Here is a 12,664-nt window from a genome sequence, read left to right on the forward strand (position 1 = left end):
CTCAGGGCGTCTCCTTCGTCGCGCGCGCGGCGTCGCCGCCGGGCGCGAGCATCAGCGTGATCTCGACGCGCCGGTTGCGCGCGCGGTTCGCGGGCGAATCGTTCGGCGCGACCGGGTCGAGCGTGCCGCGCCCTTCGGCCGTGATCCGGTCCGGACGGTCGAGCCGCGCGGCGATCAGGCCGCGGACCGCTTCCGCGCGCTCGCGCGAGAGGTCCCAGTTCGACGCGAAGCGCGCGGTGTGCACCGGCGTGTCGTCGGTGTAGCCGCTCACGCGCACGCTGCCCTGCACCTTGTTCAGCGCATCGGCGACGCGGATCAGCACCGGCATGTAGCGATCGATCACCGACGTCGAGCCCGATTCGAACAGGCCGTCGCCGCGCAGCACGATCACGCTGCGATCGGCTTCGTCGCGCACGGTCACGAGGCCCGCGGCGATCTCCGGCTCGAGGAACTTCGCGACGCGCGGCACGGGCGCCGGATGCGGCGCCGGCTGCGCGGGCTGGAGCTTCGGCACGTGCAGCGCGTCGATCGACGCGAACAGCCGATCGGAGTGACCAGCGAGCGCGACGCGCAGGCCCGCGAACACGCCGAAGCCGACGAGCAGCGCGAGCGCGACGCACACCCACAGCGGCACCGTGAAGCGCCGCGTGACGTCGCGCGTGACGACGTCGCGCCAATGCGGCGACAGCGCCGGGTCGAATTCGCCGCGCACCGAGCGGATCGTCTGCGCGAGCTGGCGGCGCACCGCGTCGAGCTGCGCACGGCCGTTGTCGAGCACGCGATAGCGCCCTTCGAAGCCGAGCGCGAGACAGAAGTAGAGCAGCTCGAGCAGGTCGAGATGCTGGCGCGGCTGCTGCGACAGGCGTTCGAGCAGATGGAAGAACTTCTCGCCGCCCCAGGTCTCGTTGTGGAACGACACGAGCAGACTGTGCGACGACCACACGCTGCCGCCCCACGGCGTCAGCGCGGCGGCTTCGTCGAGCGCGGTGCAAAGGCAGTAGCGCGCGCCGATGATCGCCTCGGACGCGATGCCCGCCTGCTGCGCGCGCTCCTCGAACTGCCGGATCTCGACGACGAGATGCTCGCGCAGCCACGCGGGGTTCGGATGATGGACAGTCGAGCGAATCTGCGGCACCAGGTTGAGCAGCGGATTCGCGGCCGCGACGAGCGGATTCGTGCCGCTCGCCGCCCAGCGGCCTGGCCGCGGCTGCAAGGCGGCCGAGCCGGCGGACGCCGATGCCGCGCCCGGATGCGTGCCGCCCGGATTCGGCGGCACGAACCCGCCCGTGCCGGCCGAGAACGAATCGGAAGAAGAGTTCATCGCGACATCCCGCCCTCACCCGCGAATCGCCCAGAACTCCATCGAGAGTCCCGGAAATTCGCCGGCGAAATGAAATGCGAGGCCACCGGAGCGTTCGAGCTGCTTCCACATCTCGCCGCCCTTGTCGATCTCGAAGTACGTGTGGCCCGCGTGATACGGAATCTGCCGGGGCGCGACCGGCAATTGCCGCATCGCGATGCCCGGCAGCTGCAATTGCACGAGGTCGCGAATCCGTTCGACGGGGCCGAGCTTCGCCTGCGCCGGAAAGCGCGCGCGCAGGCTGTCGGCCGGCACGTCGGCGCGCACCGCGAGCACGAAGCCCGCGGTATCGCGCAGCGTCGGATCGGCGATCGTCGCGACCTTCATCCCGTTGCCCGCGTCGCGCAGCTCGATCTGGACCGCGTTCTGCTCGAGCACCGTCGACAGCGAACGCCGCAGTTCGGCCATCAGCTCGCCGAAGCTCGCGCGCAAATCGTCGTGCCGATAAATGGCGAGCGTCTGCGGCCGCCGGCCCGCCGCGGTGAACGTGCTCAGGTCGCATGCGAGCTTCAGCCAGTCGCAGAACAGCGCCTCCGGATGCACGGCGACGTCCTGCTGCGCGTGCCACGTGAGCGCCAGATAGCGATTGACGAGTTGCAGCAGCAGGAAATCGGCCACTTCGGACACGCCGCCGCGCCCCGGCTCGGACAGGCGCTCGGCGAGCGCCTCGCTGCGCTGCGTCAGCAGCCCGTGCAGCTCGCGCGTGTGCCGCAGCAGCACCGGATCGCGCTGCGCGACGAGGCGCGGCGGAATGTAGCCGTCGTCGACGAGCAGCCGCCCGTCGGTGCGCCGCTCGACGATCCGCACGGCGCCGAGCGCTTCCCAATCGCCCGTCAGCTCCGATTCGAGCATCAGCCGCACGTTCAGGCGCCCGGTCTGGAGCAGCGCGGGACCGAGCGCGACCTCGTTCGCGTCGGCGACCTCGTATTCGCGCACGACGTAGCGCGCGAAGCCCGCCTCGGCGTCGCCGCCGAAAGACACCTCTTCCGCGCCGCCGCGCCACAGCGGCAGCGCGAGCACGACGAGCCGGTCTTTCGCGTCGGCGGGCACGTCGAGCGGCTCGGGCAGGTCGTCGGGATGCGACAGATCGAATGGCGTGCCGTCGCGCATCACGCCGGACGCGGCGAGCAGCGCGACCTTGCCGAGCGCGAGCCGCTCGCGGTCGATCTGCAATTCGTCGAAGCCCCAGTAGAAGCCTTGCAGCGGCAGGCAGCGCATGCCGACGTAGCGCTCCCAATGCCGCTCGAGCTGCTGGAAATGCTGCGGCCGCAGGAACATGCCCTCGGTCCAGATCACGCGCTGGCGCAGCGCCGCAGCGGGGGTCGCGGACAACACCGGCTCGTTCATTGGCGTACTCGCGAATCGCCGCCGAGCCCGATGCCGCCGTTCTTGACCGCGATCGACAACTTCATTTCGCTCGGCGAGGTTTGCCAGAATCGGTAGAGGTTCAGCTGCTTCGCGCTCGGCAGCGGCACCGTGAGCCGCCAGCGGTTCTTCTCGAGCACGCGATACTCGGCGACGATGCCGAGCGCGCTCGCGTCGACGTTGCCGCGATAGTGGAGCGTGCGCGCGTCGCCCGGCCGCAGAATGATGCGCTCGATGCCGAGCAGCTCCGGGCCGAGCACGCTCTCCGGCTTGTCCTGCAGCGAGAAGAAATCGGCGCGCTCGAACGCGGACGCCGTCTTCAGCTGAAACACCTTCAGCACGATCGGGGACGGCTTGCGATTGATGTCCGGATTGACGTCGGGCGCGACGTCGAGCGTGATCGCATACGGCACCGCGACCGAACGCTCGGTCGCCCCGCATCCCGGAAGCAGCAGCACGCATCCCAATACAATGAAACCGCTGGAGCGCCGTCGCATTTTATGTCTCTTTCCTTGCATCGCAACAAGATGCCCGCCGGCTTTCCCAGAGCGGAAGTCGGATCAAATAAAAAATAAGGTGACGATCTATTCGGGCCGGTTAATTTTGAGTTTCCCTATCCTTTCATTGCAATTTCACCCGGGAATTTTATTGAATGGAAAGCCGGGTCAAATCACCAATCAATTTCAGCGAATTTTATTTTTTTGGAATTCGAGCAGCTGAATTACTTTCGGAAAATACCTGACACTATCAGCAGGATTGATTCGTTGCGTCCGCCCGATCCGATCGCGCGGACGCCAGCCGGGAAGACGCGACGCGCCCCGTCGCCCGCCTGACGCGAGCGGCGATCCACGAAGCTTATTTCGTGCCAAGCCCTTTATGCCGCCAAAAAAGCGACCGGCTTTTAAGCACAGGGATGAATACTGCAAAAAATCGACGAAAACAAAAACCACACCGAACTATAGGTTCAACTTCTCCGCTTCACAAGGCGAAGCCGGCGCGAGATCCGGACTTTAATTCGACTTATTGTTTCAAGATGAAACAAAAGGTAACAGCCAGTCCCTTTCCAATGATTGGAACTAGAATCCAACGGCACGGCGCATCACCCCTGTCCATTCACTTAAAACCGTCAATTCAAGAATGAAAGGCCGATCGTCACTTTATATTTTCCTTGGCTTTTTCTTGGCGGGAATGGGCGGTTGCAGCACGAATTCCCCGACTCAGTCCGTCGCGCAAGCCACGGTGGACAGCGCCCGCGCCGCATACGACGCGGGCGACTACGGCCGCACGATTTCGATGCTCGGCAGCCATTCGCGCGAGATCGGCAGCGCCGACGTCAACACGCAAGTCGCCGCGCACAAGCTGCTCGCGTTCAGCTATTGCGTGACGAGACGCATCACGCAATGCCGCGCCGAGTTCTCGAGGATTCTCGACCTCAATCCGCGCTTCGATCTGTCCGCTGCCGAAAAGGGGCATCCGATCTGGGGGCCGGCGTTCGAGGCCGCGCGTCGCAAACATGCGTCGTCATCCTGAGCGAATCGGTCTCCATGCGAACGCTTCATCCATCGAACGACGTATCGATATGCAACTGATCGTTATCGAACACGCGGGCGAGCCGGTCGACACCGGCGAGCGCAACGCCGTCGTGTTTCATCCGCCGGGCGGCACCATCGGCCGGGACAGCGACAATCATCTCGTGCTGCGCGACGACACGCGGCAAATCTCGCGTCTGCAGGCGCTGCTGCAAGTGGGCGACGACACGTGCCTGCTGAAGAACCTGAGCAGCGTGTCGACGATCGAGGTGAATCGCGTGCCGATCGGCTATGCGCAGGCGCAGCGTCTCAACATGGGCGACATCATCCGGATCGGGCCTTACCTGCTGCGCGCGGAGCCTGACGACGCGACGATCGACCGGACCGTCGACGCGGCGGCCGCGGCTTCGAGCACGCCGCCCATGTCGTCGATGTCGTCGATGTCGTCCGCGTCGCATGCTAACGCAAGGGGCACGAGCAACAAGCTCTGGGGCCTGCTGCACGATCGATTCGGACTCGGCAGGACACAAGCCGCCGGCGGCCAGTCCGGCGCGCCCCCGACCCCGGCCGCGGAGCGGCTGAATCACAAGGCGCGGCACGATCCGGATGCGTCGACGCCCGCCGCGCCGCGCGGCCTGCACCAACTGTCGACCGATCCGCTCGATCTGTTCGCGCAGCCGCAAGACAGCTTCGATGCGCCGGCCGGCGTCGCGCGGGACGGCGACCGCCACGGGCCGCCGCCCGTCACGCAGTCGGACCACGCGCCCGAATGGACGCATCACGTTCGCGTGCAGCCGGCCAAGTCCGCGCCGCCGCCCGCCGCGCAATCCGGCGCGACGCCCAGCACGCCGTCCGCACGTTCCGCCGACGCGAGCAACGTGCCGTCGCACCCGCGCGCATCGGCGCCGGCCACGCCCGCGACGCTGCTGCAAGCGTTCTTCGAAGGCGCCGGTCTCGACGCCGCAGCCGAGCCGCATCACTGGTCGGCGGAGCAGCTTTTCATCGCGGGACAACTGCTCGCGCTGTTCGCGAACGGCACGGTCGAGCTGCTGTCGTCGCGCAGCATCCTGAAGCGCGAAGTGAAGGCCGACATGACGATGCTGCTCGATCGCGAAAACAATCCGCTGAAGCTGCTGCCGGACGGCAGCGCGGTGCTGCGTCAGATGTTCGGGCTGCCGCTGCCGGGCTTCATGTCGCCGCAAAGCGCGGTTTCCGACGCGTTCCAGGATCTGCACGCGCACCAGATCGGCATGGTGGCCGGCATGCGCGCCGCGCTGATGGACCTGCTGACGCGCTTCTCGCCGCAGCGCCTGCGCGAGCGCGACACCGCGCCGCAGTGGTACGAGAAGCGTCTGCCCGTGCTGTACAAGGCGCGATTGTGGGACCGCTATGCGACGACGCATCGCGACACGCTGTTCGCGATCGAGGACGACTTCGCGTCCGTATTCGGCAAGGCGTTTCTCGCCGCGTACGATGCGGAAGTCGAGAGTTATCGCGGGCGCTGCCGGAACTGATCCGAATTCGCGGAAGCCGATCGCGGCCGCGCATGAACGTCGTCAATCGTGCGCCTTCGCCCGCACGACGATCTGCGCGAGCGCATCGCGCTCGATTCGCCCGAGCGACGCACGCGCCGCATCGAAGTCTTCCGGCGAGCACACCTGATGCGCGAAGCGCGCGCGCAAGCGCCGCGTGATCTGCACGGCACGCGCCACCGCATCGAGCACGTAGTGCGATTCGTAATCGAAGAAACGATCCTGCACGCGCGCATCGCTCGGCACGTCGGTCACGCGCACGTCGTCGGGCAGCGCGATCTGCGCGGTCTCGTCGAAGTCGCCGCCGATGCACAGCCACGGCTGCGTGCGCACCGGCTCCGCGAGCCAGCCCTGCACCTGAGTCGCGATCCCGCCCGACAGGCTCGACAACGCCGGCAGCGCGGTCGTGCCGTCGGTCCACACGAAATGGTCGAGCGATCCCGTCATCGACGTCGAGAACGGCCCGCTCGTCGCGTTGCGCTCGCCCGTGCCCAGCCGGGCCGTGCCGCGCAAGCCGCTCTGACGCAGGCGATCGGTCGCGAGCTGCTGCACGCGCTCGCGCGCCGCCTGGCGAAACACGCTGCGTTCGAGCTCCGCAGTCCAGCCCGCGTCCTCGACGTAATACTGATAGCTCGCCGCTCCGCTCGCATCGACGTCGATCCGCAGGCGCGCATCGCGCGTGCGCGGCTGCGTGGCCGGCGTGCGCGTCAGCACGCCTTCGTCGACGAGCAGCGCCGGCCGATCCATCACGACGGGCGGCAGATAGCCGAACGCGACGCTGCCGACCGTCGTATCGGCGAAGAGCCCGAGATCCGGCAGCCACGTGATCGCGTGGTTGATCGCGCTGCCTCCGTAGCCGGGCACGGCGGGCAACGTATAGACCGGGCCGAGATCGAGCAGCACGGGCTCGCTGCGTATCCCGGCCGCCGCGAGCAGCGCGCCGAAGAGCGCGACGTGATCCTTGCAGTCGCCGTAGCGGTCGCGCAGGATGTCCGTCACTTTGTGCGGCGCGGCCGCGGTCTCGCCGAGAAAGAGCGCGACGTAGCGGACGTTGATCCGAACCCAGTCGTAGATCGCCTGCGCCTTCGCGCGCGGATCGGACGCGTTCGCCGTGATCGACTGCGCGAGCCGCGCGACGGCGGGATCGCGCGCGCTCGCATCGACCGCCGCGACGCGATACCGCTTCGCAAACGACGCGAAATCGCGCAGCGTCGACACCATCAGGCGATCGCCGTACGTCGCATAGCCGACCGAGCCGTTCTCGATGCGCGGATACGGGCCGTGCCGATAGTCGAACGCGTAGCGCGTGCGGCCGTTCTCCGTCACGGGCGCGAGCGCGACGTAGCCGCGCGCGTCGGCGTAGAGCGGCATGTCGGCGGGCAAATCGAAGATCAGCCGCTGCGCGTCGACGGGCATCCGCGACGGCGCGACGAAATAGCCGAAGAACCCCGGATCGCGCGGCTTCGTACGCGACTTGCGAAACACGAGGCGCGTGCGTGCGCCCGCATCGACGCCCGGAAAGATCACCGAGCGCAACACGCCGTCCTCGAAAAACGGCGCGCCGGCGGAGCGCGGCTCCTGCACGTCGCGAATCGCCTCCGGGCCGACCGGATGCGCGACGCCGGCGCGGTCGATCGTCTCGGCGGTCAGCAGCTCCACCCGCTCGATGTCCTTGTTGAACCACACGTAGCGCTGCGCGACGTCGTCGATGCCGCTCGCGGTGTTCGCGCGCAGCGTCGCATCGTCGTGCTCGTCGACGGAGCCGTCGTGCTGGACGACGAACACGTGGACGTCGCTGACGAGGGTGGCGGGCGCGGCGTCGTCGGCGTCGGGTTCCGCCGGCGACGCGTTCGCGCAATGGGCGGCCATGCAGACGCATGCCGCGCAGAATAGTCGGACGAAAGCGGGCATCGCAATCAACCTGCGGCGCGACGCGCGGTCGGATCGCAACCGGGCAGCGGGTTCGTGAACGGATCTTGCCGATCGGCCGGGGCGCATCGCGAAACTTCCGGCGCGACGAATGCGTTCGATGCTTCGCGCGTCGCCGCGCGCCATCTCCGTTTGCTCGGCGCGCGCCGACTCCCGGTTTCGGTCCGGCCAGTTTGGGTCATCGCGGCCAATCGCGTCAAGCGCCGTGCCGGACGCGATCGCACCCCTCGGATGGCGGCGGACGTCGGACTTCGCATCGCGTTCGCTTCGCCGATTGTTGAATCGATTTCAACGCAGCAGAGAATATTCACCCAAGATGGAAATCCGGACCTTGCATACCCTGTGCGCGCTTCTTGTTTGCAGGATCGCAACGTCATGCCCCACCCCGAACCGCTCCCCGCCGAGGACGCCCTTCACGCGGCCCGCCGCCGCGCCGACGGCCTCTCGATCGCGATGCTCGCGATTTCCGCATTCGTCATCGTCACCACCGAATGCCGGATCGTCGGACTGCTGCCCGCCGCCCCGCCTCACACCGCCCGCACGATTCCCCCGTCGACGCGAATGCTCTGCCCCGTGACATACCCCGCACCGTCCGACAGCAGGAACGCGACCGTCTTCGCGATCTCCTGCGTCCTGCCGAAACGGCCTGCGGGAATCCGCGCAACGATCTCGGGCGTCTCGGGCCAGCTGTCGACGAAGCCCGGCAGCACCGCGTTCATCCGGATGTTCTCGGCCGCGTAGCGCTGCGCATACAGCCGCGTCCACGAGCCGAGCGCCGCGCGCAGCACCGACGACACCGGCATCGGCTGCTCCGGCGCGACGGCCGCGAAGCTCGAAATGTTGACGGCCGCGCCGCCGCCCTGCGCCTGGAAGATCGGCGTCACGCGGCGCATCAGGCGAACGACGTTCAGCAGGATCAGATCGAGCGCGTCGTGCCAGCTCGCGTCCGCGATCGACAGCAGGTCGCCCTTCGGCGGATGGCCGGTGTTGTTGACGACCGCGTCGATGCGTCCGTAGCGCGCGACCGTCTCGCGGACGAAGCGGTCGATGTCGGACTCGTCGGTCACGGAGCCCGTGATCCCGAAGCCGCCCAGTTCGTCGGCGAGCGCGACCGCGCTGCCCGACGGCGACATCAGCGCGACGCGATAGCCGGTCGACGCCAGCTCGCGCGCGATCGCGGCGCCCATGCCCTTGCCCGCCGCCGTGATCAATGCGATTTTTTCTACAGTCACGACCATCCCCTTTGCGTACCTGTACAGGCCGTATCGCCCATACGCGCCTTATTGACGTGGTAATTTAGGCCGTGCGATTCGCCGTGTCGAATCATCATTTCTTGCATCTGACGATAATTTTTCTACTGATTCCGCATGCCTGCCCCGATACCCGGCCGACTGCCGCCGCTGAATGCGCTCCGCGCGTTCGAAGTCTCCGCGCGGCACCTGAATTTCCGCGCGGCGGCCGACGAAATCGGCGTCACGCAAGGCGCCGTCGCGCAGCAGGTGCGCCATCTGGAGGACGTGCTCGGCATCAAGCTGTTCGAGCGCCTGCCGCGCGGCCTCGCCTTGACGGCCGAAGGGCTCGCCTATGTCTCCGACGTGCAGCGCGCGCTCAATCTGATCGGCGACGCGACGGACAGGCTCGTCAAGCGTCGTTCGAGCGTCACGATCAGCACGACGCCGTCGTTCGCGTCGCGCTGGCTGATTCCGCGGCTCGCGAGCTTCAGCGACGAGCATCCGGACATCGACATCCGGGTGATCGCCGATTCGCGGTTCGCGACCTTCCGGAGCGACGGCGTCGATCTCGCGATCCGCTACGGCAAGCCGCCGTTCGGCAAGGGGCTCGTCACGCGCTTCCTGTTTCCGGTCGACATCTATGCGGTATGCAGTCCGTCGCTGCTGACATCGCCCGGCGCGCTCGCGAGCCCGCGCGATCTCGCCGGCCACGTGCTGCTGCACGACGCGCACGATCTGTGGCCCGAGTTTCTCGCCGCGATGCCGGCGCGCGTCGCGATCGATCCGCACCGGGGCCCGCGCTTCAATCAATCGTCGCTCGCGATCGACGCCGCGATCGCGGGGCACGGCGTCGCGCTCGTCAGCGATCAGCTCGTCGCGCGCGACATCGAGGCCGGGCGACTGTGCCGGCTGTTCGATTTCGCGCTGCCGCTGTCGGTCGGCTACTACATCGTCCATCCGAACGAGCAGCGGCGTGCGGCCGACATCGCGACGATGGAGGCGTGGCTGATTCGTCACGCGCGGCGCGACGCGCAGCGCGATCTCGCATGACGCACGCAAGCGCCGCCGGAAAACCGGTCGATTAGAATCGCCGCATGCACGCTTGCGACCCTCGCGATCTTCGCCTCCCGTCCCTCGACGGCCTGCTGGCCTTCGAGGCCGCCGCGCGCCACGGCACGTTCGAGCGGGCGCCCGAAGAACTGTGCGTGACGGGAAGCGCGGTCGCGAAGCGCGTCGCGGCGCTCGAAGTGCTGCTCGGCGTGCAGTTGCTCGTGCGCAGCGGCAAGGCGCTGACGTTGACGTCCGTCGGCAACGAGTACTTGCATCAGGTGTACGGGCCGCTGCGCCTGCTCGCCGCGGTGCCGCTGCACCGGCGCGACGCCGGCAAGACGGAACGGCTGCGGATCTGCGCGCCGCCGACGTTCGCACGGCAGATCATGGTGCCGCGCCTCGACGAGTTCACGCTCGCCCACCCCGGCGTGGCACTCGAAATCGTGCTCGCGAGCCCCTTGCCGGATGGTCCGCCGACAGGCGCCGATCTCTGGATTCGCGGCGGCGGCCCGACCGTGTCGGGCGCCACCGTGCTGATGGTCGATTCGCTGACGCCGCTCGCCGCGCCGTCGCTGCTCGAACGCTTCGCGCCCGTCCGCGAGCCGGCGGACCTCGCGACGCTGCCGCTGCTGTGCACGCCGCTCGAACCGTGGACGCCGTGGTTCCGCGTCGCCGGTCTCGCTTGGGCGGAGCCCGCGAGCGGGCCGAAACTGATGGATCTCGGGCTCCTGCTCGAAGCAGCGGTCAGCGGCCAAGGCGTCGCGCTCGGCAGCCCCGCGCTCGCGCGCCACTGGCTCGCCGCCGGCGCGCTCGTGCCGCTGTTTCCGCGCATCGTGCGGCCGGCGGCGCCGTATTACCTGATGCCGCACGCGTCGCGCGCCGCAAACGACGCATTCGCGGCATGGCTCGCCAGCCTCTGCGAGCGCGCTTTGCGCGACGTGTCGGAATTTCTTTCGCACCGCGCCTGAAGATATTTCCGCGCGCGCCGCCGAGTGCGGCGGTAGCATCATCGCTCCCCTCTCGGAGCCGCCCATGACCATCCCGATCACCTGCATCGAAGATCTTCGCGTTCTCGCGAGGAAACGCATTCCACGGATGTTCTACGACTACGTCGATACGGGCTCCTACACGGAATCGACGTATCGCGCGAACGAAGCCGACTTCCAGCGCATCAAGCTGCGTCAGCGGGTCGGCGTCGACATCGCGCATCGCAGCCTGCGCACGACGATGGCGGGGCAGGACGTCGCGATGCCGGTTGCGCTCGCGCCGACCGGCCTCGTCGGCATGATGCGCGCCGACGGCGAGATTCTCGCGGCGCGCGCCGCGCAGCGGTTCGGCGTGCCGTTCACGCTGTCGACGATGAGCATCTGCTCGATCGAGGACATCGCGACGCACGCGCCCGGGCCGTTCTGGTTCCAGCTCTACATGATGCGCGATCGCGCCTTCATCGAGCGGCTGATCGCGCGCGCGAAGGCGGCGGGCTGCCCGGCGCTCGTGCTGACGATGGACCTGCAGATCGGCGGCCAACGCCACAAGGACGTGAAGAACGGCTTGTCGAGCCCGCCGCGCATCACGCTGCCGAATCTGCTGAACATGGCGAGCAAGCCGCGCTGGTGCATCGGCATGGCCCGCACCCGCCGCCGCCATTTCGGCAACATCGTCGGGCACGTGAAGGGCGTGACCGACATGTCGTCGCTCGATTCATGGACGCGCGAGCAGTTCGATCCGACGATCGACTGGCGCGACGTCGAATGGGTTCGGCAACGCTGGGACGGCAAGCTGATCGTCAAGGGCATTCTCGATCCGCGCGACGCGCACCTGGCGGCCAACGCGGGCGCGGATGCGATCGTCGTATCGAATCACGGCGGCCGTCAGCTCGACGGTGCGATGTCGTCGGTCGACGCGCTGCCCGCCATCGTGGACGCGGTCGGCCAGCGCATCGAAGTGTGGCTCGACGGCGGCGTGCGCACCGGCCAGGACGTGCTGAAGGCGGTCGCGCTCGGCGCGCGCGGCACGATGATCGGGCGCGCGTTTCTTTATGGCGTCGCCGCGCTGGGCGAAGCAGGCGTGTTCCGCAGCCTCGACATCATCGCGCGCGAGCTCGATACGACGATGGCGCTGTGCGGCCATACCGACATTCTGTCGGTGGACGCCGACGTTCTCGCACGGCGATTCTGATTTCGTTCGATGCGCGCGAATCCCGCTGCGTATGCCTACGCAGATGCGCGAGCCTCGAACGGCGTCGCGCTGCCGATCTCGCGCGATGCGCGACGACGCGACGCCGCGCCGACGCAAACATCGAGCGGCGGATCGAAGCACGCATCGGGCCGCCGAGCGGTGTTGTCGTCGGCGTCGAGCGCGGCCTTCCACTGCATCGCGTACAGATCGGATACCTGGACCGCATGCCCGGCGCGTCGATCAGGACTTCGGAATGTCGCCTCCGTGCCGCGTCGCGTGTCGTGCGTGTCGTGCGTGTCGCGCGTGTCGTGCGTGTCGTGCGTGTCGTGCGTGTCGTGCGTGTCGTGCGTGTCGTGCGTGTCGTGCGTGTCGTGCGTGTCGCGCGTGTCGGGTCCGCCGGGCGCGCCCGGCGTGGCCTCCGCGCCGGGACGGCGGGGCCCGCCGGCCGCGCCGGGTCCCGGCACGCACCACACGGGCGCGCGGCAGCCG

10 protein-coding genes and 1 pseudogene are annotated in these 12,664 nt (G+C 68.1%); 5 read left to right on the forward strand and 6 right to left on the reverse strand.

Translation table 11 applies throughout. The features are described 5' to 3' along the window. Position 1: 1 nt before the first annotated feature. The 3 genes from WS62_RS04160 to tssJ are packed head-to-tail and all read right to left on the reverse strand — an operon-like array spanning position 2 to position 3,222. Complete coding sequence (locus WS62_RS04160) at positions 2-1,321, reverse strand: DotU family type VI secretion system protein (RefSeq protein ID WP_066568116.1); 1,320 nt, start codon at positions 1,319-1,321, stop codon at positions 2-4. 15 nt (positions 1,322-1,336) lie between these two features. After that, positions 1,337-2,707, reverse strand: a complete 1,371-nt coding sequence (gene tssK / locus WS62_RS04165) for a type VI secretion system baseplate subunit TssK (protein ID WP_066568119.1) — start codon at positions 2,705-2,707, stop codon at positions 1,337-1,339. Beyond that, a complete protein-coding gene (tssJ, locus tag WS62_RS04170; RefSeq protein ID WP_066568121.1) occupies positions 2,704-3,222 on the reverse strand; it encodes a type VI secretion system lipoprotein TssJ in 519 nt (172 codons plus the stop codon). Before tssJ ends, tssK begins: the two co-directional genes overlap by 4 nt. Before the next feature lie 640 nt (positions 3,223-3,862). Here tssJ and WS62_RS04175 point away from each other — a divergent pair. Both WS62_RS04175 and tagH read left to right on the forward strand, forming a co-directional pair. Further along, the gene (locus WS62_RS04175; RefSeq protein ID WP_066568122.1) at positions 3,863-4,255 is read left to right on the forward strand and encodes a TssQ family T6SS-associated lipoprotein; all 393 of its coding nucleotides are present in this window, start codon (positions 3,863-3,865) and stop codon (positions 4,253-4,255) included. 49 nt (positions 4,256-4,304) lie between these two features. Then, on the forward strand, positions 4,305-5,768 hold the full coding sequence (gene tagH, locus WS62_RS04180) for a type VI secretion system-associated FHA domain protein TagH (protein ID WP_066568125.1): 1,464 nt from the start codon (positions 4,305-4,307) through the stop codon (positions 5,766-5,768). 42 nt (positions 5,769-5,810) lie between these two features. Here tagH and WS62_RS04185 read toward each other — a convergent pair whose 3' ends face one another. Together WS62_RS04185 and WS62_RS04200 are read right to left on the reverse strand one after the other, a co-directional pair. Beyond that, a complete protein-coding gene (locus tag WS62_RS04185; protein ID WP_442855058.1) occupies positions 5,811-7,655 on the reverse strand; it encodes a DUF3857 domain-containing transglutaminase family protein in 1,845 nt (614 codons plus the stop codon). A 587-nt stretch (positions 7,656-8,242) separates the two neighbouring features. After that, entirely contained in the window at positions 8,243-8,947 is a 705-nt protein-coding gene (locus WS62_RS04200) for an SDR family oxidoreductase (RefSeq protein WP_066568163.1), read from the reverse strand. 135 nt (positions 8,948-9,082) lie between these two features. Between WS62_RS04200 and gcvA the strand changes: the two genes are divergently transcribed. From gcvA to WS62_RS04215, 3 genes are all read left to right on the forward strand, one after another. Then, positions 9,083-9,997 carry a transcriptional regulator GcvA gene (gcvA, locus tag WS62_RS04205; protein WP_066568133.1) on the forward strand — a complete coding sequence of 305 codons (915 nt, stop codon included), beginning with the start codon at positions 9,083-9,085 and terminating at the stop codon, positions 9,995-9,997. Between the two features lie 44 nt (positions 9,998-10,041). Continuing rightward, positions 10,042-10,965 (forward strand): LysR substrate-binding domain-containing protein, encoded by a 924-nt coding sequence (locus WS62_RS04210; RefSeq protein WP_066568137.1) that lies wholly within the window; start codon positions 10,042-10,044, stop codon positions 10,963-10,965. Positions 10,966-11,029: 64 nt separating this feature from the next. After that, positions 11,030-12,175, forward strand: coding sequence for an alpha-hydroxy acid oxidase (locus WS62_RS04215; protein WP_066568138.1), 1,146 nt, complete (start codon positions 11,030-11,032; stop codon positions 12,173-12,175). Between the two features lie 119 nt (positions 12,176-12,294). On the opposite strand, the pseudogene WS62_RS35870 reads toward WS62_RS04215, so the two are convergent. Further along, positions 12,295-12,408 (reverse strand): annotated as a pseudogene (locus tag WS62_RS35870) (NAD(P)H-dependent oxidoreductase); the annotation flags it as partial. Between the last annotated feature and the right edge of the window lie 256 nt (positions 12,409-12,664).

This window comes from Burkholderia sp. ABCPW 14, from assembly GCF_001523835.1.
Taxonomy (GTDB): domain Bacteria; phylum Pseudomonadota; class Gammaproteobacteria; order Burkholderiales; family Burkholderiaceae; genus Burkholderia; species Burkholderia mayonis.